The 26,208-nt window shown below is 71.1% G+C and carries 26 protein-coding genes; 13 read left to right on the top strand and 13 right to left on the bottom strand.

Going from position 1 to position 26,208, the window contains the following annotated elements; all coding sequences use genetic code 11:
• Window positions 1-641: 641 nt before the first annotated feature.
• The gene (locus ACIA77_RS25770) at window positions 642-1,136 is read right to left on the bottom strand and encodes a hypothetical protein (protein ID WP_395888530.1); all 495 of its coding nucleotides are present in this window, start codon (window positions 1,134-1,136) and stop codon (window positions 642-644) included.
• A gap of 117 nt (window positions 1,137-1,253) precedes the next feature.
• Here ACIA77_RS25770 and ACIA77_RS25765 point away from each other — a divergent pair, with 117 nt between their 5' ends.
• Entirely contained in the window at window positions 1,254-3,149 is a 1,896-nt protein-coding gene (locus ACIA77_RS25765; protein WP_395888529.1) for an acyl-CoA dehydrogenase, read from the top strand.
• Window positions 3,150-3,582: 433 nt separating this feature from the next.
• Here the strand turns inward: ACIA77_RS25765 and ACIA77_RS25760 are convergent, their stop codons facing one another.
• Together ACIA77_RS25760 and ACIA77_RS25755 are read right to left on the bottom strand one after the other, a co-directional pair.
• The gene (locus ACIA77_RS25760; protein ID WP_395888528.1) at window positions 3,583-4,119 is read right to left on the bottom strand and encodes a hypothetical protein; all 537 of its coding nucleotides are present in this window, start codon (window positions 4,117-4,119) and stop codon (window positions 3,583-3,585) included.
• Window positions 4,120-4,226: 107 nt separating this feature from the next.
• The gene (locus ACIA77_RS25755) at window positions 4,227-4,868 is read right to left on the bottom strand and encodes a hemolysin III family protein (RefSeq protein WP_395888694.1); all 642 of its coding nucleotides are present in this window, start codon (window positions 4,866-4,868) and stop codon (window positions 4,227-4,229) included.
• Between the two features lie 129 nt (window positions 4,869-4,997).
• Between ACIA77_RS25755 and ACIA77_RS25750 the strand changes: the two genes are divergently transcribed.
• Window positions 4,998-5,774 carry an isoprenyl transferase gene (locus ACIA77_RS25750; RefSeq protein ID WP_395888527.1) on the top strand — a complete coding sequence of 259 codons (777 nt, stop codon included), beginning with the start codon at window positions 4,998-5,000 and terminating at the stop codon, window positions 5,772-5,774.
• Between the two features lie 132 nt (window positions 5,775-5,906).
• Here the strand turns inward: ACIA77_RS25750 and ACIA77_RS25745 are convergent, their stop codons facing one another.
• Entirely contained in the window at window positions 5,907-6,152 is a 246-nt protein-coding gene (locus tag ACIA77_RS25745; RefSeq protein ID WP_204093492.1) for a hypothetical protein, read from the bottom strand.
• A gap of 735 nt (window positions 6,153-6,887) precedes the next feature.
• On the opposite strand from ACIA77_RS25745, the gene ACIA77_RS25740 reads away from it, so the two are divergent.
• The 3 genes from ACIA77_RS25740 (at window position 6,888) to ACIA77_RS25730 (ending at window position 9,178) form a co-directional block, all read left to right on the top strand.
• Window positions 6,888-8,174, top strand: coding sequence for a PhoH family protein (locus ACIA77_RS25740; RefSeq protein ID WP_395888693.1), 1,287 nt, complete (start codon window positions 6,888-6,890; stop codon window positions 8,172-8,174).
• Between the two features lie 67 nt (window positions 8,175-8,241).
• Window positions 8,242-8,739: a MarR family winged helix-turn-helix transcriptional regulator gene (locus tag ACIA77_RS25735; protein WP_395888526.1), complete on the top strand. Its 498-nt coding sequence runs from the start codon at window positions 8,242-8,244 to the stop codon at window positions 8,737-8,739.
• The gene (locus ACIA77_RS25730; protein WP_395888525.1) at window positions 8,723-9,178 is read left to right on the top strand and encodes a hypothetical protein; all 456 of its coding nucleotides are present in this window, start codon (window positions 8,723-8,725) and stop codon (window positions 9,176-9,178) included. The genes ACIA77_RS25735 and ACIA77_RS25730 overlap by 17 nt, the downstream gene beginning before the upstream one ends.
• 20 nt (window positions 9,179-9,198) lie before the next feature.
• On the opposite strand, the gene ACIA77_RS25725 is transcribed toward ACIA77_RS25730, so the two are convergent.
• Window positions 9,199-10,638 carry a GuaB1 family IMP dehydrogenase-related protein gene (locus tag ACIA77_RS25725; RefSeq protein ID WP_395888524.1) on the bottom strand — a complete coding sequence of 480 codons (1,440 nt, stop codon included), beginning with the start codon at window positions 10,636-10,638 and terminating at the stop codon, window positions 9,199-9,201.
• 67 nt (window positions 10,639-10,705) lie between these two features.
• Here ACIA77_RS25725 and ACIA77_RS25720 point away from each other — a divergent pair, with 67 nt between their 5' ends.
• A complete protein-coding gene (locus ACIA77_RS25720) occupies window positions 10,706-11,173 on the top strand; it encodes a DUF309 domain-containing protein (protein WP_395888523.1) in 468 nt (155 codons plus the stop codon).
• Between the two features lie 67 nt (window positions 11,174-11,240).
• Window positions 11,241-12,221, top strand: coding sequence for a GNAT family N-acetyltransferase (locus ACIA77_RS25715; RefSeq protein ID WP_395888522.1), 981 nt, complete (start codon window positions 11,241-11,243; stop codon window positions 12,219-12,221).
• A gap of 55 nt (window positions 12,222-12,276) precedes the next feature.
• On the opposite strand, the gene ACIA77_RS25710 is transcribed toward ACIA77_RS25715, so the two are convergent.
• Window positions 12,277-12,924, bottom strand: coding sequence for an SDR family NAD(P)-dependent oxidoreductase (locus ACIA77_RS25710; protein WP_395888521.1), 648 nt, complete (start codon window positions 12,922-12,924; stop codon window positions 12,277-12,279).
• Window positions 12,925-13,076: 152 nt separating this feature from the next.
• Here ACIA77_RS25710 and ACIA77_RS25705 point away from each other — a divergent pair, with 152 nt between their 5' ends.
• A complete protein-coding gene (locus ACIA77_RS25705; protein ID WP_395888520.1) occupies window positions 13,077-13,844 on the top strand; it encodes a helix-turn-helix domain-containing protein in 768 nt (255 codons plus the stop codon).
• On the opposite strand, the gene ACIA77_RS25700 is transcribed toward ACIA77_RS25705, so the two are convergent.
• Window positions 13,841-14,464 carry an MBL fold metallo-hydrolase gene (locus ACIA77_RS25700; protein WP_395888519.1) on the bottom strand — a complete coding sequence of 208 codons (624 nt, stop codon included), beginning with the start codon at window positions 14,462-14,464 and terminating at the stop codon, window positions 13,841-13,843. The two genes, ACIA77_RS25705 and ACIA77_RS25700, sit on opposite strands and share 4 nt — an antisense overlap.
• Before the next feature lie 105 nt (window positions 14,465-14,569).
• Here ACIA77_RS25700 and ACIA77_RS25695 point away from each other — a divergent pair, with 105 nt between their 5' ends.
• Window positions 14,570-15,790: an NADH:flavin oxidoreductase/NADH oxidase family protein gene (locus tag ACIA77_RS25695; protein ID WP_395888518.1), complete on the top strand. Its 1,221-nt coding sequence runs from the start codon at window positions 14,570-14,572 to the stop codon at window positions 15,788-15,790.
• Here ACIA77_RS25695 and ACIA77_RS25690 read toward each other — a convergent pair.
• Window positions 15,750-16,397: a Pr6Pr family membrane protein gene (locus ACIA77_RS25690; protein WP_395888517.1), complete on the bottom strand. Its 648-nt coding sequence runs from the start codon at window positions 16,395-16,397 to the stop codon at window positions 15,750-15,752. The genes ACIA77_RS25695 and ACIA77_RS25690 overlap by 41 nt on opposite strands.
• A 73-nt stretch (window positions 16,398-16,470) precedes the next feature.
• A complete protein-coding gene (locus ACIA77_RS25685) occupies window positions 16,471-16,938 on the bottom strand; it encodes a MarR family winged helix-turn-helix transcriptional regulator (RefSeq protein ID WP_395888516.1) in 468 nt (155 codons plus the stop codon).
• 154 nt (window positions 16,939-17,092) lie between these two features.
• Between ACIA77_RS25685 and ACIA77_RS25680 the strand changes: the two genes are divergently transcribed.
• Window positions 17,093-17,635 carry a VOC family protein gene (locus ACIA77_RS25680; RefSeq protein ID WP_395888515.1) on the top strand — a complete coding sequence of 181 codons (543 nt, stop codon included), beginning with the start codon at window positions 17,093-17,095 and terminating at the stop codon, window positions 17,633-17,635.
• A complete protein-coding gene (locus ACIA77_RS25675) occupies window positions 17,619-18,602 on the top strand; it encodes an iron-containing alcohol dehydrogenase (RefSeq protein ID WP_395888514.1) in 984 nt (327 codons plus the stop codon). The genes ACIA77_RS25680 and ACIA77_RS25675 overlap by 17 nt, the downstream gene beginning before the upstream one ends.
• A gap of 83 nt (window positions 18,603-18,685) precedes the next feature.
• On the opposite strand, the gene ACIA77_RS25670 is transcribed toward ACIA77_RS25675, so the two are convergent.
• The 3 genes from ACIA77_RS25670 to ACIA77_RS25660 form a co-directional block, all read right to left on the bottom strand.
• On the bottom strand, window positions 18,686-19,996 hold the full coding sequence (locus ACIA77_RS25670) for a S8 family serine peptidase (protein WP_395888513.1): 1,311 nt from the start codon (window positions 19,994-19,996) through the stop codon (window positions 18,686-18,688).
• Between the two features lie 114 nt (window positions 19,997-20,110).
• Window positions 20,111-21,634 carry an ATP-dependent DNA ligase gene (locus ACIA77_RS25665; RefSeq protein WP_395888512.1) on the bottom strand — a complete coding sequence of 508 codons (1,524 nt, stop codon included), beginning with the start codon at window positions 21,632-21,634 and terminating at the stop codon, window positions 20,111-20,113.
• A gap of 67 nt (window positions 21,635-21,701) precedes the next feature.
• A complete protein-coding gene (locus ACIA77_RS25660) occupies window positions 21,702-22,289 on the bottom strand; it encodes an NADPH-dependent FMN reductase (protein WP_395888511.1) in 588 nt (195 codons plus the stop codon).
• 103 nt (window positions 22,290-22,392) lie between these two features.
• Between ACIA77_RS25660 and ACIA77_RS25655 the strand changes: the two genes are divergently transcribed.
• On the top strand, window positions 22,393-23,229 hold the full coding sequence (locus ACIA77_RS25655; RefSeq protein WP_395888510.1) for a helix-turn-helix domain-containing protein: 837 nt from the start codon (window positions 22,393-22,395) through the stop codon (window positions 23,227-23,229).
• Between the two features lie 332 nt (window positions 23,230-23,561).
• Here ACIA77_RS25655 and ACIA77_RS25650 read toward each other — a convergent pair whose 3' ends face one another.
• Window positions 23,562-24,959: a class II fumarate hydratase gene (locus ACIA77_RS25650; protein WP_395888509.1), complete on the bottom strand. Its 1,398-nt coding sequence runs from the start codon at window positions 24,957-24,959 to the stop codon at window positions 23,562-23,564.
• A gap of 137 nt (window positions 24,960-25,096) precedes the next feature.
• Here ACIA77_RS25650 and ACIA77_RS25645 point away from each other — a divergent pair, with 137 nt between their 5' ends.
• Complete coding sequence (locus ACIA77_RS25645; protein WP_395888508.1) at window positions 25,097-26,068, top strand: NAD(P)/FAD-dependent oxidoreductase; 972 nt, start codon at window positions 25,097-25,099, stop codon at window positions 26,066-26,068.
• Window positions 26,069-26,208 lie beyond the last annotated feature (140 nt).

Below are 26,208 nucleotides of genomic sequence, written 5' to 3'. Positions count from 1 at the left end.
GCGTCGTAGGTGGGTTCTGTCGGCGGTTTTTGCGTCCGCCGGTGGTGTGAAGGGACCTCTGGTGCTGTGTCGCGATGGGTCCTTTCGCGCGCGTGCGCGCGAAGGGACCGTTCGTGCTCCAAGCGAGAGTCCCTCCCGCATCGCCGACGCGGCGCGACGGGAGCGTTCGTGCGCCGGCGCGGACGGTCCCCTCGCACGGTCGCCGACGGGCGTTCGAGCGCGCGCTGGTGTGCGACTTGACTGTGGTGCGCTGCGCGAAGGGACCGTTCGCGCGCAGGTGCGACAGTCCCACTCGTGCCGTTGCGGGCGGGATTCCGTGGGCTCTGCGCCAGCGAGTTGTGTGAGTGGGTCTCTCGCGCTGTGTCGCGAGGGTCCCTTCGTGCGTTTGTGCGCGAGGGGACCTTCCGTGACCCGCATAAATGTTTCTCGTCGTCGAGGGCGGTTTTCGGCTGGCTCTACGGCGGCGCGCGTGAGGTGAATTGGCCCGCTGAGCACGGCGCGAGGGGACGGTTCGTGCACCAGCGCGACTGGTCGTCTCGCGCGCGTGCGCGCGAAAGGACCGCTCGAGCTCCAAGCGAAAGTCCCTCCCGCATCGCCGACGCGGCGGGAAGGGGCCGTTCGCGCACCAGCACGAAAATCCCTCACGCCCGCGTTCGCCACCGGCCGCGCACGGTGCGGCGGTCCGCGCGAGTCAGGAGGCCCTCCGTGGTGCGGTCCCAGTGGCCGCCGTGGCTGTCGGTGAAGGAGAGGGACGGGACGGCGGCCGTGGAGTACAGGTCGTCGGCGGGGAGCTGGGCGTGGCCGAAGGGCAGGCCGCGCACGGCGGTCGAGCCGGGTGGGATGATGGCGAGCCGCAGGTGGTGCGGGGTGTCCTCGTCGGGGCGGTGGACGGTGACCGAGCAGTCGAAGGCCGGGGCGTCGCCGCCGTTGTGGACGCACACGACGTAGTCCTCGCGCCGGTCGTGGCGGCAGCCTTCGTCGAGCCGCGCCGACACGGACTGCGCCTGTTCCTGCTGCCGCACCTCGGGCTGGTCCTTGCGGTTCAGCAGCATGATCCACACGTACGAAGCGAACCCGAGCAAGGACCCGGCGCTGCCGATCGCCGAAACCCACGTGGCGGTGACTTGCGAACCCATCGCCGCCGTCTTTCCCCGGTGCGGCGGACGCCAAACGATCGAGTCTTCCTCGTCACCTCGACCTGCGACGACCCCCTCGCGTGGGGCAGGCTTACCAGTGAGTAGCGAGGAGGACCCGTGGACATCCCTGCTGTTCCCGCGAAGGTGGACCCGGACGCGCTGACCGCCGTCCTCGACGGCCGCTGGGCCGAGCTGCGGCGCGGCGTGCGCGCCCAGATGGCGGCCGAGGACTTCCGCGACCCGGTGGCCCTCGACGTCGAGGCGCACCGCGCGCAAGTGCTCGAACAACTCCAAAAACTCGCCACCACCGATCGGCCCGCGCTGGGGTTCGACCGCGCTTACGGCGGCAAGAGCGACGTCGGCGGTTCGGTGATGTCGTTCGAGATGCTCGGCCTCGGTGACCTGTCGCTGATGGTCAAGGCCGGTGTGCAGTGGGGCTTGTTCGGCGGCGCCGTGCAGCTGCTCGGCACCGAACGCCACCACGCGAAGTACCTGCGCCGCATCATGGACCTCGACCTGCTCGGCTGTTTCGCCATGACCGAGCACGGCCACGGCTCCGACGTGCAGCACCTGCACACCACCGCCACGTACGACCCGGCGGCGCGGGAGTTCGTCGTCCACAGCCCGGATCCGGGCGCCACCAAGGAATACATCGGCAACGCGGCGCGCGACGGCCACGCCGCCGTCGTCTTCGCGCAGCTGATCACCGGCGGCGAATCCCGTGGTGTGCACGCGTTCTTCGTCCCGATCCGCGACGACGCCGGCACCGCGCTGCCCGGCGTCACGATCGAAGACTGCGGCCCGAAGGCCGGCCTCAACGGCGTCGACAACGGCCGCCTGACGTTCAACCACGTGCGCGTCCCGCGCGAAGCGCTGCTGAACCGCTTCGGCGACGTCGCCGAGGACGGCACGTACACCAGCCCCATCGAAAGCGACGGCCGGCGCTTCTTCACCATGCTCGGCACGCTCATCCGCGGCCGGGTGAGCGTCGGCGGCAGCGCGGGAAGTGCGACGAAACGGGCGCTGGCGCTGGCCGTGCGCTACGGCGAGCTGCGCAGGCAGTTCAAGCGCCCCGGCGGCGACGAGGTCGTGATCCTCGACTACCTCGGCCACCAGCGGAAACTGCTGCCCGCGCTAGCGAAGACGTACGCGCTGCACTTCGCGCAGGAGGAACTCGTCGCGAAGCTGCACGACATCGCGCCGGACGCGCCGGAGGAGGAGCAGCGCGAGCTGGAGTCGCGCGCCGCCGGGCTGAAGGCCGCGAACACCTGGCACGCGACCAAGACCATCCAAGCCGCGCGCGAGGCCTGCGGCGGCGCCGGCTACCTGTCGGAAAACCTGCTGGCCGGCCTGAAAGCCGACACCGACGTGTTCACCACGTTCGAAGGTGACAACACAGTGCTGCTGCAGCTCGTCGCGAAAGGCCTGCTGACGCAGTACAAAGAGCATTTCGCGGACCTCAGTCCACTTGCGACAGCGCGGTTCGTCGCGGAGCAGCTCGTGGACGCGGTGCTGGAGCGTACGTCCGCGCGCAAGGTCATCGAACGCCTCACGGAATCCGACGACGCCGAGGTGCTGTTCGACCGCGAGTGGCAGCTGAAACTGTTCGAAGACCGCGAGGGCCACGTGCTCGACGGCGTCGCCAACCGCCTCCGCAAGGCGGCCGACGACCCCTTCGGCGTCTTCAACGCCGCGCAGGACCACGTGCTGGCCGCCGGCCGCGTGCACGTGGAACGCCTTGTGCTGGAAGCGTTCGCGCGCGCCGTCGACGCCTGCGCCGACCCCGAGGCCAAGGCGCTGCTCACCCGCGTCTGCGACCTGTACGCGCTGTCGGCCATCGAGGACGACCGCGCGTGGTTCCTGGAACACGGGCGCCTCACGTCGTCCCGATCCAAGGCCGTGACCGCCGCGGTGAACGGGTTGTGCGCCGAACTGCGCTCGCACGCCAGGACACTCGTGGACGCCTTCGCGATCCCGGAGCAGTTCCTGGCCGCACCCATGCTGCAGAGCTGACCCGGTACTGCCTGGACGCGACGTCGAAGTGGCGTTTGACCGCATGGGAAGCGTGCGGCGACCCGCGGCCGACCTCGCGCGCGATGACGGGCGGCGTAACGGCTTCTCCGCCACCCGCCGGCGCGACGCCACCTGATCGGCCGCTCGTCCGCCTCCCGCGTCCCCGCTACCCTTCGGCGAGGTGACGTTTTCCTCACGTCACCTGGGGGAGGGGGTCCAACCCGCACCCACCGGAAGGTCCTGGCCTTGACCGCCACTCGGGGGACCAGCCACGCCACCCTGCTCACCGCCGCCAAAGCCGGCTGGGCAACGACTCTTCGCTACGCACTCCTGGTTCTCGTCAGCCGGGGAACCGTGGGCGTGGCCGTGTTGTTCTTGCTGAGGTAGTTCCGACTTGGGCGTGCCCTGTTCACTCGCGACGACTTGCCGACATCTAAAGGAACCAGGTGTCGTCGTTGTGGCGGAGCAGCCACCAGAGAGCGGCGTCGATGCCAGAGAGGCAGGCGTCGCCACCGCCCGGCAGGTGAAGGCGTCCGGTGGCGAGCTGGTGTTCGGCATGGATTTGGTCGGCTGTGGGGCGGGGGCCTGACCAGTCGTTCCTGCTCACGGGCGTGGTGGGAACGAGGCCTTGGGCCCAGCCGAGAGCGTGAATCGCGCCGCGCGCCAGCGGCGTCTTCTCTTTCGGCACGGCCTTGTGCAGCAGCGCCATGGCTTCGGCGTCGGGGCGGAGCCGCGGTTTCCGATCAGCAAGCCCGAGCGCCGCAGTGACTGCGGCCGGGTCCTCGCCAGTCCGTTGGACGATTTCGACGAGGATGCACGAAGTATCGGCGTAGCGAGTGTTCACGCCGCTCAACCAGAGATCAGGGGTGTCCTCGCGGTTGCCATTGCGCCAAAGCTGGGCGAAGAAGCTGCCGCACGGGTCGTCCCAGCCCCAGATGCTTTGACTTTCCCAGCCGGGCAGGTCGATCATGTCTCGGAATTCGTATCCCGCTCGCCGATCGAGGTTGCGCGACGTCCACGCCCGCTGCCTCCTGTTGCTGAACATGCCCACTGACCCCCCCCCGAAAAAAACCCGAGCTAGGCGTACAGGGCCAACCAAATCGCGATGTAATGCGACGCAGCCGCCAGCACGGTGCACGCGTGGAAGTACTCGTGGTACCCGAAGGTCTCCGGCCAGTGGTTCGGCCACTTCGTCGCGTAGAAGACGGCGCCGAGGGTGTAGAAGAGGCCGCCGACGCAGAGCAGGACGAGGGCGGCGACGCCCGCGTGGCGGGCGAGTTCCGGCATGACGAAGATGGCCACCCAGCCCAGGGCGATGTAGATCGGCACGCCGAGCCAGCGCGGGGCGTGCGGCCACAGCATCTTCATCGCCACGCCGAGCAAGCCACCGCCCCAGACGATGGCGAGGATGACGTAGCCGGTGGGCTTCGACATGGCCAGGAGGGTGAACGGGGTGTACGTGCCGGCGATGAACAGGAAGATCATCGAGTGGTCGGCGCGCTTCATCCACTTGTACGCGCGCGGGCTCCACAGGCGGCGGTGGTACAGGGCGCTCACGCCGAACACGCCGAGCACCGTGAGGCCGTACACGGAGGTCGCGAGGGCGGCCAGGGGCGAAACGGTCGAAGCGGCCAGGCTGACGAGTGCGGCGGTGCCGGCGACGGCGCCGAAGAAGGACCAGAAGTGGATGTGCCCCCGCAGGCGCGGGCGGGTGTCCACGGGCGCAGGGCCGGACGGTGGGGGTTCGGTCGTCACGCTCACCAGCCCCAGGTTACGGCAGCGTAGGTTTTTCGCCACCCCCCGTGGCGAGTCACACGTGTGACCCGGGGGTGCGTAGGCTCGGGCCACGTGAGCCTCCGGTCTTTCCTGTCCGACGTCGTCTACAGCGTCTACGGTCGCCGCCTGATCCAGCAGGCGGCGGGTCGACATCCGCGGCACATCGCGATCATGCTCGACGGAAACCGCAGGTGGGCGCGTGAAGCCGGGTTCACCGACGTGGCCGACGGGCACCGCGCGGGCGCCAAGAAGATCGCCGACTTCCTCAGCTGGTGCCGCGAGGCCGACGTCGAGGTCGTCACGATGTGGCTGCTGTCCACCGACAACCTCAACCGCGACCCGGACGAGCTCGAGCCGCTGCTGAAGATCATCACCGACGTCACCGACGAGCTCGCCGCGCCCGAGGTGCCGTGGCGGCTGCGCATCGTGGGGGCGTTGGACCTGCTGCCGCTCGAGGTGGCGCAGAAGCTGACGGCCGCGGCGGCGCGCACGGAGGGCCGGCGCGGCATGGAGGTGAACGTCGCCGTCGGTTACGGCGGGCGGCAGGAGATCGCCGACGCCGTGCGCAAGCTGCTGCTCCAGCACGCCGACGAGGGCACGTCGATCCGCGAGCTGGCGAAGATCCTCGACGTGGACCACATCTCGGAGCACCTGTACACGTCGGGCCAGCCCGATCCGGACCTCATTATCCGAACTTCGGGCGAACAGCGGCTTTCCGGTTTTCTCCTGTGGCAGTCGGCGCATTCGGAATTCTGGTTCACGGAGGCGTACTGGCCCGCATTCCGGCGCGTCGACTTCCTGCGCGCGATGCGCGACTACGCCTGGCGCCACCGCCGCTTCGGCACCTGAGCACAGCCGCTCGGGCGCCGACGACCGGCGGGAAGTCCACAGAGCACTGTCCGCACAGCACTGTCCGCACAGCACAGAAGGAAGGGCCCCGGAGTCGCAACTCCGGGGCCCTTCCTTCGTCTGCCGCGGCTATCAGCCGTGGTGCTCCAGCGAGTGGGCAATCAGCGCCGGGGTGGTGGCGATGCCCGTGTAGGCGCCGGCGACCAGCGACGCGGCGCCGTAGCCCAGCGCGCCGCCGCCTTCGATGAAGGTGGCGTAGGCGTCGCCGAACGTCGGGTCGGGGGTGTAGCCGTGGTCCGCCGGCGAGGCGAACGCCGTCCCGCCGATCATCATCAGGCCCGCGGCGGCACCGGCGACGATTCCAGCCTTCTTCAGCACTTCGCACACTCCTAAGTAGAGATACCTGGGATCCGGGGCACCGAAGTTTCCGGTGGTGTGTCCCGCAGTGAGAAAATTACCTTCTCCGCCGCCGAATTGACCGCTGGGTACTCCCATTGTGTGAGCCCGAAAAGGCCTGGTTCACTCGGACCGGTTCAGTGTTCAGGACGCGAAATGCATTCCGCTCCGCCCCGTGGTACAAGCCTTTCCGCTGATCTTTCGGACGCACTCGGTGATCTTTTTTCAGAGATCATCCCGCCGCGTGATCCCCCGTTCGCCCGTCCCGCTCACGCTGCGTGACAGTCACGGGGTGTCCGTGTCGGTCGACCGACCGTGAGATGACGAGTTGGCGAATCACCTGTGTGGCTGCCTGCACGATTCGCGATCCGTCGGTACCTTCCGGAGGTGAGGGCTCGCGTTCCGTGCGGGTTCTCGCGGGAGGCCCTGGTCGTGGCGTTGATCGAGGGGGCGGCGAAGCCGCTCACACGATGCACGAGGGGGCCGGCACCCGGCCCTCGTGGCCGTGCCCGCTGACGCAGCCGGCGTCAGGGAGTGCGGACCCAGCCAGGGAGGTGCCCGGCCCAGCGAGTGCGGGCGTGGGGTGCACACGCCCTCGAGGGAGATGCCGTCGTGACTGCGCAGCGTTCACCCCGCAAGGCCTCTGGCCGTTCTTCGACCGGTGCTTCGGCCCCGGAGAAAGCCTCGATCTCGCCCCAATCCGGGCAGTTCACCTACGTGCTCGACACGTCCGTGCTGCTCTCCGACCCGTGGGCGGTGACCCGGTTCGCCGAACACGCGGTCGTCCTGCCCCTGGTCGTCATCAGTGAACTGGAGGCCAAGCGCCACCACCCCGAGCTCGGCTGGTTCGCCCGCGAGTCGCTCCGGCTGCTCGACGACCTGCGGCTCAAGCACGGCCGCCTCGACGCGCCGATCCCCATCGGCGACCTGGGCGGCACCCTGCAGGTGGAGCTCAACCACACGGACCCGTCGGTGCTGCCGGTGGGCTTCCGGACCGACTCCAACGACCACCGCATCCTCGCGTGCGCGCTCAACCTCGCGGTGGAACGGCCGTCGGTCACGCTGGTGACGAAGGACATCCCGCTGCGGGTCAAGGCGGGGGCCGTCGGCCTCGACGCCGACGAGTACCGCGCGCAGGAGGTCACCCCGTCGGGCTGGACGGGCATGGCCGACGTGGACGCCCCGCAACAGCTGATCGACAGCCTCTTCGCGGGCAACACGGTCGACCCGGTCGAGTTCGGCCTGCCGGAAGTGGGTGAACTGCCCTGCCACACCGGCCTGCGGCTGCTCGCCGGCAGCTCCAGCGCCCTCGGCCGCGTGACGGCCGACAAGCGCATCCGCCTGGTTCGCGGCGACCGCGAGGCGTTCGGCCTGCACGGCCGCTCCGCCGAGCAGCGCGTGGCGCTGGATCTGCTGCTCGACTCCGACGTCGGCATCGTCTCCCTGGGCGGTCGCGCGGGCACGGGCAAGTCGGCGCTCGCGCTGTGCGCCGGGCTCGAGGCCGTGATGGAGCGGCGGCAGCACCGCAAGGTCGTGGTGTTCCGCCCGGTCTACGCGGTGGGCGGCCAGGAACTCGGCTACCTGCCCGGGTCCGAGAGCGAGAAGATGCAGCCGTGGGCGCAGGCCGTGTTCGACACGCTCGGCGCGCTGGTCAGCCAGGACGTGCTCGACGAGGTCTTCGACCGCGGCATGCTCGAGGTGCTCCCGCTGACGCACATCCGCGGCCGTTCGCTGCACGACTCGTTCGTGATCGTCGACGAGGCCCAGTCGCTGGAGCGCAACGTGCTGCTCACGGTGCTCTCCCGCCTCGGCACCGCGTCGCGCGTCGTCCTCACCCACGACGTCGCCCAGCGCGACAACCTGCGCGTCGGGCGCCACGACGGCGTCTCGGCGGTGATCGAGAAGCTCAAGGGCCACCCGCTGTTCGCCCACATCACGCTCACCCGCTCCGAACGCTCGCCGATCGCGGCGCTGGTGACGGAGATGCTGGAGGACCACGGCTGATCCCGCTCGTGAAGAGCTCCCCCGGGGATTCCGCCCGGGGGAGCTCTTTTTGGGGTAAACTCGTTTCGTGTCGCAACGAAACGATCGGGCGGAGCTCGCCCGGGCGGTCATGGAGCTCATCGAGCAGGGGCACCGCCGGATCTCCCGCCGCCTGGACCTGACGAGGGTGCGCGTGCTGGGCCTGGTCGCGGCTCAGGGCCCGCTGCGGCCGAGCGCGATCGCGGCGGAACTGGGGCTGACGGCATCGGCGACGAGCCGGCACCTGACGGCGCTGGAGCAGGCCGGGCAGATCGCCGTGGCGGCGGATCCGCACGATTCGCGGACCTTCCTGGTCACGCCGACCGAGCGCGGGCGGGCCGAGATCGACACGACCGTGCGGGCCGGGGCGGCGGTGTTCGCCGAGGTCGTCGCGGACTGGCCGGACGAGGACGTCGTCAAGGCGACGGAGCTGGTCACCCGGCTCAACCAGGCGTGGGCCGAGCGTGGGGAGGGGACGACGGCGCAGCCGGGGCCGCGGTGGCGCCGCGGCAGGCAGGGGGAGGGAAACCGTGACGCGAGTGGTTGAACCGCGGACGGTTGCGCCGGCGCCGGTCCGGCCGGCGCAGGCGCTGCTGGTTCTCGTCGGCCTCAGTCACCTGGTCGTACCAGTGGTGATGTGGGCGGCCAGGTCGACGCTGCGTGACGAAATCGCCGCCGGGCACCCCTCGTTCGCCGCGGCTGAGATCGACAAATCCGCGGCCGCCGCCTTGCTGGCGGCGACCGTTTTTCACGGCGTGCTGCTGGTGCTGTGCGCAGTGCTGGTGTGGCTGCTGGCGAGCGGCCGGCCGTGGACGCGCCGGCTGACCACCGTCTCGCAGCTGCTGTCCGTGGGGTTCGGCGCGGTGTCGTGGACGTCGTCGCCGATGTTCCACGCGGTGGTGCCGGTGGTGGCCGCGGTGCAGCTGCTGGTGGTGGCGTTGCTGTGGGCGCCGTGGTCGGCCCGGGTGTTCTTCGCGAAGCGCTGAAGCCACCCGGGCCGGCGAGGTCACCAGCCGGACGGCAGGGGGCGGCCCTCGGCGAAACCGGCGGCCGACTGGACACCCAGCAGGGCGCGCTCGTGGAACTCTTCGAGCGTGCGCGCGCCCGCGTACGTGCACGAAGACCGCACGCCCGAGCAGATCGAGTCGAGCAGGTCTTCCACACCGGGGCGAGTGGGGTCCAGCGCCATGCGCGAGGTCGAGATGCCCTCTTCGAACAGGGCCTTGCGGGCTCGGTCGAAGCCGTTGTCCGTGCGCGTGCGGGCGCCGACGGCGCGCTTCGACGCCATGCCGAACGATTCCTTGTACGGCCGGCCCTGCTCGTCGTAACGCAGGTCGCCCGGGGATTCGTGGGTGCCGGCGAACCAGGAGCCCACCATCGCGGCCGACGCGCCCGCGGCCAGGGCCAGCGCGACGTCGCGCGGGTGCCGCACGCCGCCGTCGGCCCAGACGTGCTTGCCCAGCTCGCGCGCGGCCGCGGCGCACTCGGCGACGGCGGAGAACTGCGGCCGGCCGACGCCGGTCATCATGCGCGTGGTGCACATGGCGCCCGGGCCGACGCCGACCTTCACGACGTCCGCGCCCGCGTGGATGAGGTCACGCGTGCCCTCGGCCGTGACGACGTTGCCCGCGACGATCGGAACCCGCGGCGACACCGAACGCACGGCCTTCAGCGCGGAGATCATCTTTTCCTGGTGCCCGTGGGCGGTGTCGACGACGAGCGTGTCGACGCCCGCGGTCAGCACGGCCTCGGCCTTGGCGGCGACGTCGCCGTTCACCCCGATGGCGGCGGCTACGCGCAGCTTGCCCCCGGCGTCGACGGCCGGCGTGTAGATGCCCGCGCGCAGGGTGGCGGCGCTGGTCAGCACACCCGCGAGGCGGCCCTCGGCATCCAGGCCCAGCGCGAGGCGCGCGCCGTGGTCGTGCAGCAGGTCGAACACCTCGCGCGGCGGCGTGTCCAGCGGCACGGCGACCGCCGCGGGCTGCGCGATCTCGGCGAGGCGCGCGAAGCGGTCGACGCCCGCGCAGGCGGCTTCGTCGACGATCCCGACGGGCCGGCCGTTGTCGTCCACCACGACGACGGCGCCGTGGGCGCGCTTGTGGACCAGGTTGAGGGCGTCGGCGACGGCGTCACCGCCGGTCAGCACGAGCGGGGTGTCCCACACGGTGTGGCGGCTCTTCACCCACGTGACGATCTCGGCGACCGCCGCGGTGTCCACGTCCTGCGGCAGCACCACCAGCCCGCCGCGGCGCGCGACGGTCTCGGCCATCCGCCGCCCGGCGACGGCCGTCATGTTGGCCACCACCACGGGGATCGTCGCGCCGGTGCCGTCCACCGTGGACAGGTCGACGTCGAAGCGCGATTCCACGTCCGAACGGTTGGGCAGGAGGAAGACGTCGTCGTAGGTCAAGTCGTGAGCGGGCACGTGCCCATCGAGAAAGCGCACGAGTCCCCAGACTACGTGGCTCACGCGTGTGACGCGAACCCGGCGTGGCCCGTGGAACAATGTCGGCGTGCCCGCCCGTGATCGCGACGAATCGGGGCGCGCCCGCAACGCCCGTCCCCGCGACGGCCTGGGCCGCCCCCTGCCCTACGGCGCCTCCGGCGTCGACCGCCAGCCCGAGGGCATCGTTCGCGCGCCGGCGCAGACGCTGGCCGAAGCTCAGCGGCTCCTCGACGACGGCCGGCCCTTCCACGCCCACGAAGTCTTCGAAGACGCGTGGAAATCCACCGACGGCCCGGAACGCGAACTCTGGCGCGGCCTGGCCCAGCTGGCGGTCGGGATGACGCACGCGTTGCGCGGCAACGGCAAGGGCGCCGTGGCGCTGCTGGAGCGGGGCGCGTCGAACCTCGAGCCGTTCCGGTCTTCGCCACCGCACGGCATCGACGTGGCCGGGCTGCAGGAGTGGGCCGGCGCGTTGGTGGCCGAGGCGAAATCGCGGGTTCGCGCGGAGCCGGTGGCGCCGCGGCTGGTCCGGTAGGTCAGCGCTCCGCCCCGGCGCGCCGCTTCCGTGATAAACCGGGAGCGGCGACTTCGGGGGGAGACCGATGCTCGACGTGAGGCCGTTCGACGTGGACCGGGCGAGCGACGCCGACTGGGACGAGCTCCACGACCTGCGGCTCTCGGCCCACCGGCTCGACCACCCGGAGCTGCCCGCACCGACCAGGCAGGGGACGATCTCCGAGCTGCGCGAACCGCAGGTGCAGCTCGGTGAGCAGCTCGTGTGGACGGCGCGCCGCGACGGCCGCCTCGCCGCCAGGGCGATCGCGAACCTGCCGGTCGACGGCAACGAGCACCTCGCCTTCGTGCGCCTCACCGTGCACCCGGACCTGCGCCGGCGGGGCATCGGCACGGCGTTGCTGCACGCGCTGCAACCCGTGCTGCGGGACCGCGGCCGAACCCGGCTGGAGGGCTGGAACGTCACCCTCGGCGGCCCCGGTGAGAGCTGGGTCCGCGGGCTCGGTTTCCGGTTCGTGCACACCACGGTGCTGCAGATCCTGGAGCTCGACGACGTCGACCGCCGGCGGTGGGACGTCGCCGTGCCCGAGGGGTACCGGCTGGTGCGCTGGGTCGGCGAAGCTCCGGCCGGCCTCGTCGAGGTGTACGCGAAGGCCCGCGGCGCCATCGGCGATGCCCCGCTCGGCGAATCCGGCTTGGCCGCGCCGGACTGGTCCGTGGACCGCGTCCGCCGGATCGAGGCCGCCTACCGCGAGCGCGGCATCGAGTACCGGACCGTCGTCGCGATCGACGCGCACGGGGAGGTCGCGGGCCTGACGGAGCTGGATACACGACCACGGCGACCCGAGCGGTTGACCCAGGGCGACACCGTTGTGCTCGCCGCGCACCGTGGACACGGCCTCGGCCTGGCGATGAAGGCGGCGATGCTGCGGTGGTTCACCGCGGACAAGCGGGAAGCCGAGCAGGTGTGGACCTCCACCGGGGCGGCCAACACGCACATGGCGGACGTGAACCACCGGCTGGGGTTCACGACGGTGCGCCGGTTCAGCGTGGTGAGCCGGGAGTTGTGACCCGCGGGAGTGCGGCTACCGCGAGACCGTCGCCTTCTCCGCCGGATCGACAGAGTCACCAGGGAACCGGCCCGTCTTCGTTGAGGAACGTGCCGGTCGGCGCGGCGGCGCCCTGGGCGACCAGGTCGAGGACCACACGGGCGCCTTCGGCGGCGGTGCGCGGGCCGGTGTGGCCGTTGAGGTCGGTGGCGACGTGGCCGGGCGTCACGGCGTTCACGTGGAAGTGCGCGTAGGCCGGGTCGGCGCGGAAGGTGGTGGCGTAGCGGACGGTGAGCATCACGAGCGCCGCCTTCGAGGAGGCGTAGGCGATGATGTCGGTGGCGGCGGTGAACTTCGAATCGGCGGTGGTGGTGAGGGCCAGTGACGCCGTGGTGCTGGCGACGTTGACCACGTGGGGAGCGTCCGCGGCGCGCAGCAGGCCGAGCAGGCGGTGGGTCGTCGCGGCGACGCTGAACAGGTTCGTCTCGAAGGCTCGGCGCAGCGCTTCGGCGGTGAGGTCGGCGGGTTCGACGGAGAAGCGGGCGCCGGCGTTGTTCACGAGCACGTCGAGCCGACCGTGGCGGTCTTCGAGGAGGCGGGCCGCCGCGTCGATGTCGGTGGCGGAGGTGACGTCGAGGCGGACCGGGGTCACGGCGAGGCCTTCGGCGGCCAGTTCGGCGGCGGCTTGTTCGCCGAGCGTGAGGTCGCGGCTGCCGAGGTACACGGTGGCGCCACCTGGGCGAGGCCGCGGACGATTTCGCGGCCGAGGCCCTTGTTGGCGCCGCTGACGAGAGCGATGGTCATGATCGGCAGCCTCGCCGAACCCGGCGAACCCGGCCAGGCCGTGACAGGGCTACCCGCGATTACCGTGGAGCCGTGAACTCGATCGGCGACTTCTTGCGCGCCCGCCGGGCCCTCGTCAGCCCCGCCGACGTCGGGTTGCCCGACGCGGGCGAGCGGCGCGTGCCGGGGCTGCGGCGGGAGGAGCTGGCCGCCGCGGCAGGCGTCAGCGTCGACTACTACGTGCGCCTCGAGCAGGGACGCGACCGGCACCCGTCGGCGCAGGTGCTCGACGCGCTCGCCCGGGCGTTGAAGCTCGACGAAGACGGCGCGGCGCACCTGCACCGGCTCGTCGCGCCGCCGCGGACGAAGCGCGGGGAGCTGCCGCGAGGGGCGCGGGAGCTGGTGGAGCGCAACGCCGCGCCCGCGGTGGCGTGGAGCCACCGGATGGACGTGCTCGCCGCCAGCCCGCTCGCCGTCGCGCTCGCGCCGATGTACCGGCTGGGCACGAACCTCGCGCGGGCGGTTTTCCTCGACCCCTGGGTCCGGCAGCTGCACCCGGGCTGGGAAGCCATGGCGCGCAACGTGACCGCGATGGTGCGCGCCCGCACCGCTGTGCCGGACCCAGGGCTGGACGAGCTGATCGCCGAGCTCACCGCGGCCAGCCCGGACTTCGCGCGGCTGTGGCCGCGCCACGACGTCCGGACCACGGCCGCGCCGCGCAAGGTGTTCCGCCACCCCGTGGCCGGAGAGCTGACACTGGGCCGGGAACTGCTGAACGTGCCCGGTGGGGAGTGGACCGTGCTGATCTACCACGCCGAACCGGGCAGTCGCTCGGCGAACGCGTTGGCGCGCTTGGGCTAGGCCTCCGACCAGTCGTTCGACGCGGCCCGTTCCTCGCCGACCGTCGTGCCCTCGCCGTGACCCGTGCGCACGGAAGTGCTGTCCGGCAAGGCGAACAGCCGCTCCCGGATGGACCTGACGATCGTCGGGTAGTCCGAATAGGACCGGCCGGTGGCGCCGGGGCCGCCGTGGAAGAGCGTGTCGCCGGTGAAGAGCACGCCGAGGTCCGGTGCGTAGAGGCACACGGCGCCCGGGGCGTGGCCCGGCGTGTGCAGCACCGTCAGGTCGGTGCCGGCGACGGTGATCGTCTGGCCGTCGGTGAGGTCGCCGTCGGGGGCGCGGTCGGGGTGGGTCAGGTTCCACACCACGCGGTCGTCGGGGTGCAGCAGGATCGGGGCGCCCGTGCGCTCGGCGAGCGCGGGCGCGGCGTTCACGTGGTCGTTGTGCGCGTGGGTGCAGACGATCGCGCGCAGGGCGCGTTCCCCGACCACGTCGGCGATCGCGTCGGCGTCGTGCGCCGCGTCGATCACGATCACCTCCGAGTCGTCGCCGACGATCCACACGTTGTTGTCCACGTCCCAGCTGCCGCCGTCGAGCTCGAACACGCCCGACGTGACCAGGTTCTGCACTATCGCCGTCATGGCACCAGACCCTAGTGCCGGAACACGCCGTCAGCCGACATACCGTCGGTATCTACTTTCGGGTAGACTTACCGCGAGTAAGTTCGCTGCGACGACGGGAGCGCGATGACAGCCGCCCGGGACCTGCTGGCCGAACCGTTCAAGCTCCGCTGTGGAGCTGTGCTGCCGCACCGGCTGGCGAAGTCGGCGCTGAGCGAGCAGCTCGGCGACCGCCGCAACGCGCCGACGCGCGAGCTCGCCGAGCTGTACCGCACGTGGGCGCGCGGCGGCGCGGGCCTGCTGGTGACGGGCAACGTGATGGTCGACCCGGCCGCCCTCGGTGAACCCCGCAACGTCGCGCTGCCCGCCGTCCCGGGCCCCGCCGCGTACCGGCCGTGGGCGCGCGGCGTCGACGGCACCGGCGCGCAGCTGTGGGTCCAGCTCAACCACCCCGGCCGGCAGAGCCCGCGGTTCCTGTCGCGCCAGCCCGTGGCGCCGTCGGCGGTTCCGTTCGCCAACCGCGGCGTGCGCACGGCGTTCGCTCCGCCGCGGGCACTGACCGGCGACGAGATCGAGGCGATCGTCGACCGCTTCGCGCTGGCCGCGCGGACGTTCGTCGAGGCCGGGTTCGCCGGTGTCCAGCTGCACGGCGCGCACGGCTACCTGATCTCACAATTCCTCTCGCCGCTCACGAACCGGCGCGACGACGAGTGGGGCCGCGACCGCAGCCGGTTCCTGCTGGCGCTCGTGCGCCGGGTGCGCGCGGCCGTCGGCGACAGCGTGCCGGTGTCCGTGAAGCTCAACAGCGCCGACTTCCAGCGCGGCGGCTTCGACGAGGACGAGTCGCTGCGCGTGGTCCGCGCGCTGAGCGACGCGGGGATCGACCTGCTCGAGATTTCGGGTGGCACCTACGAAAAGGCCGTGATGATGGGCGCCGGCCGCGCGAGCACCGCGCGGCGCGAGGCCTACTTCCTCGACTACGCGGCCAAAGCGCGGCAGATCAGCGACGTCGCCTTGATGGTCACCGGCGGCTTCACCACCGCTGAGGGCATGTCGGACGCGCTGCGGTCCGGCGCGCTGGACGTGATCGGCCTCGGCCGGCCACTGACCGTCGACCCGGGACTGGTGGGTCGCCTGCTGGCCGGGGACGACGTGCGCGCGGAACGGCTCTGCCCGCGCACCGGCGTCCGGCTCGCCGACAGCCTGCTCGAAGTCCAGTGGCACACGCAGCAAATGCACCGCGTCGCGGCGGGCAAACCGGCCGACCGCCGCCGCGGCGCGTGGCGCGCGTTGGCGCAGGCCGGGATCAGCGATCCGCTGAACGCGTTCCGGCGCGTGCGTGGGTGAGCCAGCCGTCGAGCACCTTGGCGGCGCTCGCGAGCGCCACGAACAGCACGGCGATGAGCACGCAGTTCACGGCCACGCGGCCGTAACCGAGCTGATCGGCGTTGACGAACGGGTACGGGTAGAAGCCGCCCTGCGCGCCGCGGATCAACGTGAACGCCAGCCACGCGAGCGGCCAGCACACCGACCACGCCACCGCGGACCACCGCAGCACCCGCGGGGCCGCGACCAGGAACCCGAGCACCGTGAGGATCGGCGACACGGTGTGCAGCATGAGGTCCGCGAACAGCGCCCCGCCGCTGAGCTCGGCCAGCCCCGACAGTGCGACGTGGTAGACGACGCCGGTCACCGCGATGCCGATGAGCGCGTCGAGCCACAGCACGCGCAGCAGCCCGTTGGCCCGGGCGCCGGTCACGAAGGCGACGGAAGCCAGCAGCACCAGCAGGTTCGACTCGATCGTGAAGTAGGCGAACATGTTCGCCACTCGCGCGCCCGCCGTCGCGTACCGCCCCGGCGTCCCGGCACTCACGACGGCTTGCGTGACGAGCCCGATCAGCACCACGAGACCCGTCACGGCGAACCAGGCCCGGGTCAGTCGCGTCGGTGGCATGCCGTGAGATTACGGTCCGCGGCCGCGTTCCCCCAGCTCAAACCGCCGGGATGAGCCCGAAGGTGTCACCGGATCAGCCGTCGAGGTCGCGCAGGCGGGTGGTGATGGTGCGCAGGGTGCGCAGTTCATCGGGGGACAGCCGCGAGACCACCAGCCGGCGGACGCCGGCGAAGTGGGTGTCCATCGCTTTCGTGAGGAGCTCTTCGCCGGCTTCCGTCAGCTGCGCGTCCACGGCTTGCTGGCCGGACTGCGACAAGCGCGCCACGAGTCCCCGGTTGCGCAGCCGGGTGATCAGCTTGGTCACCCCACCGCGGCTGACCAGCAGCTTCTCCGCGAGGTCCTTCATCCGGCACCGGCCGGCGGGGCTGAGCCACAGCTGGTAGAGCGCGTCGAACTCCGCGATCGAGAGGCTGTGGAGGTCCTGCAGCTCGGCGTCGAGCACGGCCAGCACGCGTGCCTCCAGTTCGAGCAGCCCGCGCCACGCGAGCAGCTCGTCCTCGGACAAGTGGGGCACCTTGCGTTCGCCGTGCTTCTCGGTCACTCCCACACCGTAACCGATCGTGCTCGCCCGCCCAGTGGTGTGCTCGTGAAATCTTGTTTACGAGAAAACAAGATTTCACGTATGGTCGGTTCACGCCGCTGGAAAACGAGTGAGAGGATTTGTGATGGGAATTCGGACGACCGGGTGTCACCACATGGCCTTTGTGACCAACGACATGGAGGAGACCGTCAAGTTCTACAACGGAGTGCTGGGTTTTCCGGTGGTGGTGACCCTGCAGCTCCCCGATCCGGACCCGTTTCCCGGTGCGGTGCCCGGAAATCTGGCCGGCAGCAGGCACTACTTCTTCCGGATCAGCGAACAGGATACGATCGCCTTCTTCGAGTTCAAGGACGTCGAGGTCCCCGCGGACAACTCGTTGCTCGGCGCCGGGAACCACCTTGCGATCACGGTGCCTTCCGAGGGTGAGCTGCAGAACGCGAAAAGGGTGCTGGAAGAAAACGGCGTCAAGATCAACAGCGAGCTCGATCACGGGTTCTGCCACTCGATCTACTTCGACGATCCGGTGAACCGCATCGCCCTGGAATTCGCGACCTGGCAGCACCCGTGCGACCCCGCGCAGCCGTTCCTGCAGGATCCCGAGCCGGTGCCGGCCGCGCTGGCCGCGATCGGTGCGGACGCCTACGACCGCAACCTCCTGCGCTACACCCCGGACGGCCACGGTGGCGCTGACCGCTGAATTCGCGGCGCCGCCGGCGACGGAGCAGGAACTGGTCTGGGGCAGCGGGTCCTTCGACCGCGTGCCGGAGCTGCTCGAAGCCCTGGACTGTCGGCGCGTGCTGGCGGTGGGCTCCGGCTCGGTGGACGCGGTGATCGCCCGGCTCCCGGGGCTGCTCGACCGGCGCTACCTCGGCCGGTGGTCGGACGTGCCCGCCCACGTTCCGACGCACCAAGCCAACCTGGCCGTCGGTTCGGCCCAGGAAACGCACGCCGACTCGGTCCTGGCGATCGGCGGGGGCTCGGCGATCGGGCTGGGCAAGATCGTCGCCTTCGCTCTGCGGCTGCCGTTGATCGCCGTCCCGACCACCTTCGCCGGAGCGGAGCGCACGTCCCGGTACCACGTGACCACCGAGCGGGGGAAGGAGTCGGGGACGTCCGGCCGGGCCCTGCCCCGGGCAGTGGTCTACGACCCCGTCCTCGTCTCGGGGCTGCCGCCCGCGGTTGTGGCGAGCAGCGGCATCACGGCCATCGCGCACTGCGTCGAAGTGCTGTGCCACCACGCCGGGGAAGACGCCTGGTCGTCGGCTCGCGAGGGCCTGCTGCTGTTGTGGGGCAGCCTTCCTGTGCTCTTCGCCGGTGCGGGACGCCCCGGCACCTGGCTCGACGCGCTCGCCGGTGCGAGCCTGGCCGGGCGAGCACTCGAGGTCCTCGGCGAACCCGCTGTGGTGCACGAGGCGAGCGACCTGCTGTCCGTGCGGAGCGGGCTCGGGTACGGCCTCGCTCAGGCCCTGCTTCTGCCGCGCGCGTTGGGTGGGCGTGGTGAAGAGGCTGTCTCCGCGTTGGCGGAGTTGCGTCCCGACGTTGGCGGGGAGCGGGCGCTCGGTGAATTCGCGGCGGCGCTGGGGCTGGTGGAGCAGCCCGGTGCGCTCGCTTCGCCGGGTGTCGCCGAGGCGTGGTCCGAGGCGCTGGCCAGCCTGTCGCGGTGAGTCGGCGGTGACCTACGGCTCTGGTAACTCCGGCTGAAAGTGGGAGAGCGCGGACCGCGCCCTCCCACTCGGCTATTGCCGCGTCAGCGAAGCGCCTTCACCAGCGCCGGGACGAAGACGGAAGCGTCGACGGTGCCCCAGCCGCTCGCGATGTCGAAGCCGGGAGCGGCGGTGAAACCCTCGACGCCGTCCTGGCTGTTGTCGCCGGTGACGACGTCGACGATGCCCGCCTTGGTGCCCTTGGGGCCGAGTTTCGTGTACAGGGCGGGGTTGATCTGGCCGAGCTTGCCGTGGTTGGCCTGGACCGCCAGCGCGAGCACGCCGGCGAACAGCGGCGCCGACTGCGACGTGCCGTGCACACCCTCCATGCTGATGTCCGGGAACGACCGCATCGCGCTTCCGGTGATCTTCTTGACGCCGTTCTGCCACGACGGCCGCGCGTAGGCCTTCGACAGGCCGGCGCCTTCGCCGAAGCCGTTGTCGGCGACGTTCACCAGGTCGTCCGGCTCGGTGCGCGCGCCGTTGGCGTCGAGGTGCAGCTGCGTGCCGCCGAGCGTGGTCACGTTCGGGTCGCTCGCCGGCCAGCTCGCCACGCGGTACGGGTAGTTGCCCGGGCCCTGCAGGTAGCCGCCGGTCGGGCCGTCGTCACCGGAGGACGCGACCATCGTGATGCCCGCCTTGCTCGCGCGCTCCAGCGCCGGGTCGAGCGTCTTGATGGACGCGAACGACGGGAAGTTCTCCTCCGTGGTGCCGAAGCTCATCGAGATCACGTCGGTGAGCTTGTGCTTCGTGAGGTAGTCGACGGCGTTCATCATCTCGGGCAGGCCGGTGAAGCCCTGCGTCTCCGCGACCGGCGTCGCCGCGACGATGATCTTCGCGCCCGGCGCCATGGCGTGCATCATCGTGACGTCGAGGTCGGTCTCACCGCCCCACGCCTGGCACGTGGCCGTGTCGACGCCCGGGTCCGTGCACGCCGGGACCGCGCCGGAGGGCTGCAGCACCTCGACGTTCGCCGGCGGCAGGCCGTGGCTCTGCGAGTACTCGTCGAGCACCTGCTTCACCTGGTCGTCGCCGAACGACACCAGCGTGGTGACGGTGCTGCCCGCGCCCGTGAGGCCCTGGTTCCACAGCTTGGTCGCGTTGTACGCGACGCTCTCCTTGGGCAGCGCAGACATCGCCGCGTCGAGCTTCGCCACACGCTCGGCCACGGTGGTGGCGCCGACGAACGACCGCGCGGCCGCGGAGAAGTGGTGCAGCGACGGAGCCGGATCGGCCGGTGCCGTGGTCGCCGCCCCCGCGGGCGCCGCCACCGCCGTGACCGCGAGCGCGGCACCCGCCAGCAGCGTCATCAGCCGCCCGAGCCCGCGGACCGCGGACCGAACGCGAAAAGTCATGTCGTCTCCCCATTTCCGGCGAAGCAGTGGCCCCCAACTCTCATCCATCGCCGGCGGGGCACAACATCGACTTTCGTCTGGCCTTTCACCCGTAACGTGGCGAAATGCCCGGAATCACCCCGATCGATCACCTCGCAGCAGCCCGCGCACGGTGTCGATCGTGTCGGCGTCGGCCGGGTCCTTGTCCGGGCGGTAGCGGACCACACGCGCGAACCGCAACGCGAGCCCACCCGGGTACCGCGTGCTGATCTGCGCGCCGTCGAGCTCGATCTCCACGACGACCTCCGGCCGCACGTAGACGGTGTAGCTGTCGCGGCGCGTCTCGATCTCCTGGAACCGCTCCGTCTGCCACGCCAGCAGCTCGTCGGTCATGCCCTTGAACGTCTTGCCCACCATGATCGGCGGGCCGCCGTCGGGGTCGCGTGCGCCGAGGTGCAGGTTGGACAGCGTGCCCGTGCGCCGCCCGTGCCCCCACTCGGCCGCGAGCACCACGAGGTCGATGGTGTGCACCGGTTTCACCTTGAGCCACGCGCGCCCGCGCCGCCCCGCGGCGTACGGCGACGCGAGGTCCTTCACCATCACGCCCTCGTGCCCGCCCGCCATCGCCGCGTCGAGCACCGCCGCCGGGTCGGCGGGCTCGAGCTCACCGGGGATCACGTGCTCCCCGGCCACTTTTCGGAGCGCGGCGTTGCGTTCCGCCAGCGGCGCGTCGAGCAGGTCGGCGCCGTCGAGGTGCAGGCAGTCGAAGAAGTACGGCCGCAGCAGCAGCGCCCGCACCTGTTCGTCGCGCGTGCTGCCGAAGCGGCTCATCGTCTCCTGGAACGGCCGCGGCCGGCCGTCGTCGGTGAGCGCCAGCGTTTCCCCGTCCAGCACCACGGCTTCGCACGGCAGCCCGCGCACGAGCTGCACGAGTTCGTCCACACTGGACGTGATCTCCCGCAACGTGCGAGTGTACACGTGCACTTCCTCGCCCTGGCGGTGCACCTGGATGCGCGCACCGTCCATTTTGTACTCGACAATCGCGTGGGCGTGCTCGCCGACGGCTTCGTCGAGCGATTCCGCCGGCGACGCGAGCATCGGCTTGACCGGGCGCCCCAGCGTGAGCCGGAACTCGGCCAGCACCGCCGAACCGCCCGTCATCGCCGCGTACCCCGTGACCGGCAGCTTGCCCGACAGCATGAACGCCCGCCGGACCTCTTCCGCGCCGACCCCGGCCGCCGCCGCGACGGCGTCGACCATCACGCCCTCCAGCGCCCCCTGCCGCAGCTCCCCGGTGACCAGCCGGAAGAGGAACTCCTGCTCGGCTTTCGTGAGCCGCGCGAACAACGCCGTGAGCACCTCGGCTCGGCGTTTGACCGAGCCCGAGCCCGACGCCGCCGCGACTTCGGTGAGCGCCAGGTCGACGTCGCGCACCTCGACCGTCGGTTCGCCGGTGGGCTCGACGGCCAGCTCCGCGAGCGTGCGCCAGCCCGCGCCCAGCCGGTCCTGCGCCGTCTGCCCCGTGAGGTACGCGATGACGGCGGGCAGCTCCTCGGGCTCGGCGGCGCGCAGCACCGCGGCGAGGGTGGCGATCTTCGCCTTCCTCGACCGGGTGGCCGCCAGCTCGGCGGACGCGGTCACGATGTCGGTGAGCAGCACCCGTCCATGATGACCCCGGGGACCGACAATTTCCGGTCGAAGGGCCGCTGACCTGCGTGGACAGGGATCAGGCCGGGTACGGCTCGGCCGCCCGGGCCGACCGCAGCGCCCCCGCCCACCACGCCAGCTGGTCGAGCAGCGTCTTCGCGTACGCCGCGACCTGCGGGTCGAGCGGCCGGCCGTTCTCCCAGGCGGTGAAGTAGTTCGGGAAGGCCAGGCCGTCGCGGATGGTGACCGCGTGCAGTTCGGTCAGCACGTTCTCCAAGTGGAGCACCGCGTGCCGGCCGCCGGCCGCGCCGCCGTAGCTGACGAACGCGACGGGCTTGGCCGTCCACTGCGTGAAGTGCCAATCGATGGCCGCTTTCAGCGACGCGGGATAACTGTGGTTGTACTCGGGGGTGACGACGACGAAGGCGTCCGCGCTCTCCAGCGCCGACGTCAGCGTCGCCATCCCGGCCGGGCGCGGGTAGTCCTCGCCCGCGTACTTGGGGGATTCCGCCGGCAGCGACAGGGGGATTTCGACGTCCGCGAGGTCGACGACCTCGACGTCGAACCCGCCGTGCTGCCCGGCTTGCTCCGCGATCCAGGACGCGACGGTCGGCCCGAACCTGCCGTCGCGGACGCTGCCGACGATGATGACCAGTTTGTTCGTCATGGTCACCACGGTGCCGCCGGGCCACGGCGGCAACCAGACCGCGCTCAGGCTGGCCCCCGCGGGGCCACGCTGAGGACGTCCGAACCGGCTTATGCTCGATGGCATGGGGACGCCACTGGGGGACTTCATCCGGGCGAAGCGCGACAGCACCCAGCCGGAGACGCTGGGCCTCCCGGCGCACGGCCGCCGCCGCTCGCCCGGCCTGCGGCGCTCGGACCTCGCCACGCGGGCCGGCATCAGCGTCGAGTACCTGACGCGCCTCGAACAGGGCCGCGACCGCAACCCGTCCGTGGCGATCCTCAACGCCCTCGCCGACGCGCTCAGCCTCGCCGCCGCCGAGCGCACCCACCTGCGCTACCTCGCGAAGATCACCGGCGGCGAGTGCACGGCCCACGTGCGGCCCGCCCCCGCGCCGCGCGAGGTGCGGCCTTCGGTGCTGCAGACCGTGCGGTTGCTGGAGCCTGGCATCGCCTTCGTCACCAACCGGCTCGGCGACATCCTCGCCCACACCACCGGCTTCGCGGCGGTCACGAACGGCACGGGATTGCTCGACGCGGAGGCGCCGAACCTCACGCGCTACGTCTTCACCGACCCCCGCGCCCGCGCGTTCTTCGCGGACTGGGACGCGATCGCCGACGAGCGGGCCTTCGACCTCTGGCTGGGCCCGGCCGTCGAGAACTCCGAGTGGCTCACGGCGGACCTCGCGCCGATCGCCGGCCCGGAGTTCACGCGCCGCCTGAACTCGACCGTCGTGCCACCGCGCGGAATGCTTCGGGTGAACCACCCGGGCGGCCGATCTCTGCGGCTGAACCGGGAGACGCTGGACCTGGCCGAGGACGCGCAGCAGCTGGTCGTGTTCCTCCCGGCGGACGAAGCGACCGCGGAAGCCGTGGAGGAGCTGCGCCGGCAGACCCAGGGCCGGTTGCGCGCCATTTCCTGACCTCAGGCGTCCGGGCGCGTGCACAGCGGAGGGCGGGGGACCGTGTTGGCGCGGGCGGGGATGGGCAAAAGCGCGGAGCAAGAGAGCCCGAAGTCGGTGCTGCTGCTGGGGATGGTCAGCGTGCCGCTAGCGTCGTGGTTGTTTCGGTGGGGCTGGGGCGAATCTTTTCGGGCGGAGGCCCGAGGTATCAGTGGCGTTCGCTGAAGGTGACGACTGTCGCGCCTGTGTTCGCGGACTGCCACGGAAACGCGATCACCGAGGTCCGGTTTGCCCAGAGACGATGCAAAAACGGCCCGCTTCCCCGGGGAAGCGGGCCGTTCGCGGGTGCGAACCTACTTGCCGCCGCGGGCCATGCGGAGGACGTCGAGGGCTTCGTCGAGCTGGGCTTCCGTGAGTTTGCCGTCGCGGACGAAGCCGCGTTCGAGGACGACTTCGCGGATGGTCTTGAGTTCCTTCAGCGCCTGCTTCGCCACGGCGGCCGCCGCTTCGTAGCCGAGGTACTTGTTCAGCGGCGTGACGATCGAGGGCGAGCCTTCGGCGTACGCGCGGGTGCGCTCGACGTTGGCGGTGATCCCGTTGAACACCTTGTCGGCCAGCAGGCGTGACACGGCGGCGAGCAGGCGGGCCGACTCGAGCACGTTGCGGGCGATCACCGGCAGGTTCACGTTGAGCTGGAAGTTGCCCGCCGCGCCGGCGAAGGCGACGGCCGCGTCGTTGCCCACGACCTGGGCCACGACCTGCAGCGTCGCCTCCGGGATGACCGGGTTGACCTTGCCCGGCATGATCGACGAGCCCGGCTGCAGGTCCGGCAGCGCCAGTTCGGCGAGGCCGGTGCGCGGGCCGGAGCCCAGCCAGCGCAGGTCGTTCGCGATCTTGTTCAGCGACACGGCAATGGTGCGCAGGTGACCGGAGGTCTCGACCACGCTGTCCTGCGTCGCCTGCGCCTCGAAGTGGTTGCGGGCCTCGGTGAGCGGCAGGCCGGTCCGCTGCGCGAGCTCCGCGGACACGGCGGCGCCGAAGCCCTCGGGCGCGTTCAGGCCGGAGCCGACGGCGGTGCCGCCGATGGGCAGTTCGCCCAGACGCGGCAGGCCCGACTGCAGCCGCTCGACGCCGAAGCGGATCTGCGCGGCCCACGCGCCCGCCTCCTGGCCGAGCGTGATCGGCACGGCGTCCATCAGGTGCGTGCGGCCGGACTTCACCACGTCGGCCCACTCGCCGGCCCGCGCTTCGATCGCGCCCGCGAGGTGCTCCAGCGCCGGGATCACGTCGGTGAGCACGGCTTCCGTCGCGGCCACGTGGATGGTGGTCGGGAACGTGTCGTTCGACGACTGCGACGCGTTGACGTGGTCGTTCGGGTGCACTTCGCGGCCGAGGGCGCGCGTGGCGAGCGTCGCGATGACCTCGTTGGCGTTCATGTTCGACGACGTGCCCGAGCCGGTCTGGAAAACGTCGATCGGGAAGTGGGCGTCGTGCTTGCCCTCGGCCACCTCGTCGGCGGCCGCGGCGATCGCGTCGGCGACATCGGCGTCCAGCACACCCAGCTTCTTGTTGACGTGGGCGGCGGCGGCCTTCAACAGGCCCAGCGCGCGGATCTGGGCGCGCTCGAGACCGCGGCCGGAGACGGGGAAGTTCTCCACGGCACGCTGCGTCTGCGCGCGGTAGAGCGCGTCGACCGGGACGCGGACCTCACCCATCGTGTCGTGTTCGATCCGGTATTCCTGTTCTCCCATACCCCCGATTCTGGCCCTGATTCGCCCGGATGGCGGGGTGGCGTCGCCCACCTCGAATCAGCGGTTCACTCGGTAGTACGGACTAGGATCGGTTGTGTTCTCGATCACCGCCACCCACCACTGGCTGGAGCGAGCAAATGGACTACGACCTCGTGATCATCGGCGCCGGACCCACGGGCCTCTTCGCCGCCTACTACGCGGGCTTCCGCGGCCTCTCCATGGCCGTCGTGGATTCCCTGCCCGAGCCGGGCGGCCAGGTCACCGCGATGTACCCGGAGAAGATGATCTACGACGTGGGCGGGTTCCCCGGCGTCCGCGGCCGTGACCTGGTGCAGGGACTGGTCGATCAGGCCGCGCCGTGGAATCCGGCGTACCTGCTGGGGCGCAAGGCGGAAAAGCTCGAAACGGGCGCCGACGGCGTCGAACTGACGCTCGACGGCGGCGAGGTGCTGCGGGCCGGCGCGGTGCTGATCACGGCCGGGATCGGTGAGTTCACGCCGCGGCCGCTGCCGGCCGGCGACGGCTGGCTGGGGCGCGGGATGGTGCACTTCGTGCCGTCGTTGCAGGTGCACGCGGGGCAGCACGTCGTGGTGGTCGGGGGCGGCGATTCGGCGTTCGACTGGTGCCTGGCGCTGCAGCCCGTGGCGGCGAGCGTGACGCTGGTGCACCGGCGGGCCAAGTTCCGGGCGGCGGAATCGATCGTGCGGGAAGTGCGGGGGCTCGGGGTGCCGTTGGTGACCGACGCGGAGGTGACCCGGTTCGTGGAGTCGGCTTCGGGGGAGCTGGAAGCCGTTGAGCTGTCGGTGAAGGGTGGGGAAGATCTGGTGCTTCCCGCTCAGGCGGTGGTTGCGGCGTTGGGGTTCACGGCGGATCTGGGGCCGATCGAGAGCTGGGGGCTGGAGATCGATCACCGGGCGATCGCGGTGGATACGACGATGGCGACGGCTCGGGGAAGGGTGTACGCGGCCGGGGATGTGGCGAGTTATCCCGGGAAGGTGAAGTTGATCGCGACCGGGTTCGGTGAAGCGGCGACGGCGGTGAACAACATCGCGGTGGCGTTGGATCCGGAAGCGCATTTGTTCCCGGGGCATTCGAGCAATGTGGAGTGAGTGAGGGGCGGCTCGTCGTGCTGTCGTGCGAGGTTGCGCTGGGGTGGTCGCGGGCGGCTCGTCGCGCCTGGGGGCGCGACGTTGCGCTGGGGACTCGTCCTGCACCCCGAAGCCGATGATGGTAACGACGGTCTGGATCA

Source organism: Amycolatopsis sp. NPDC051903 (assembly GCF_044452505.1).
GTDB lineage: Bacteria > Actinomycetota > Actinomycetes > Mycobacteriales > Pseudonocardiaceae > Amycolatopsis.
This window is presented reverse-complemented; position numbering and strand designations above follow the sequence as displayed.

Coding starts and splice junctions, on each gene's coding strand:
- ACIA77_RS25770 (WP_395888530.1), bottom strand. CDS start 1,136: ATGGGTTCGCAAGTCACCGCCACGTGGGTTTCGGCGATCGGCAGCGCC.
- ACIA77_RS25760 (WP_395888528.1), bottom strand. CDS start 4,119: ATGATCGACCTGCCCGGCTGGGAAAGTCAAAGCATCTGGGGCTGGGAC.
- ACIA77_RS25715 (WP_395888522.1), top strand. CDS start 11,241: ATGCTCGACGTGAGGCCGTTCGACGTGGACCGGGCGAGCGACGCCGAC.
- ACIA77_RS25700 (WP_395888519.1), bottom strand. CDS start 14,464: ATGACGGCGATAGTGCAGAACCTGGTCACGTCGGGCGTGTTCGAGCTC.
- ACIA77_RS25695 (WP_395888518.1), top strand. CDS start 14,570: ATGACAGCCGCCCGGGACCTGCTGGCCGAACCGTTCAAGCTCCGCTGT.
- ACIA77_RS25690 (WP_395888517.1), bottom strand. CDS start 16,397: ATGCCACCGACGCGACTGACCCGGGCCTGGTTCGCCGTGACGGGTCTC.
- ACIA77_RS25680 (WP_395888515.1), top strand. CDS start 17,093: ATGGCCTTTGTGACCAACGACATGGAGGAGACCGTCAAGTTCTACAAC.
- ACIA77_RS25670 (WP_395888513.1), bottom strand. CDS start 19,996: ATGACTTTTCGCGTTCGGTCCGCGGTCCGCGGGCTCGGGCGGCTGATG.
- ACIA77_RS25660 (WP_395888511.1), bottom strand. CDS start 22,289: ATGACGAACAAACTGGTCATCATCGTCGGCAGCGTCCGCGACGGCAGG.
- ACIA77_RS25655 (WP_395888510.1), top strand. CDS start 22,393: ATGGGGACGCCACTGGGGGACTTCATCCGGGCGAAGCGCGACAGCACC.
- ACIA77_RS25650 (WP_395888509.1), bottom strand. CDS start 24,959: ATGGGAGAACAGGAATACCGGATCGAACACGACACGATGGGTGAGGTC.
- ACIA77_RS25645 (WP_395888508.1), top strand. CDS start 25,097: ATGGACTACGACCTCGTGATCATCGGCGCCGGACCCACGGGCCTCTTC.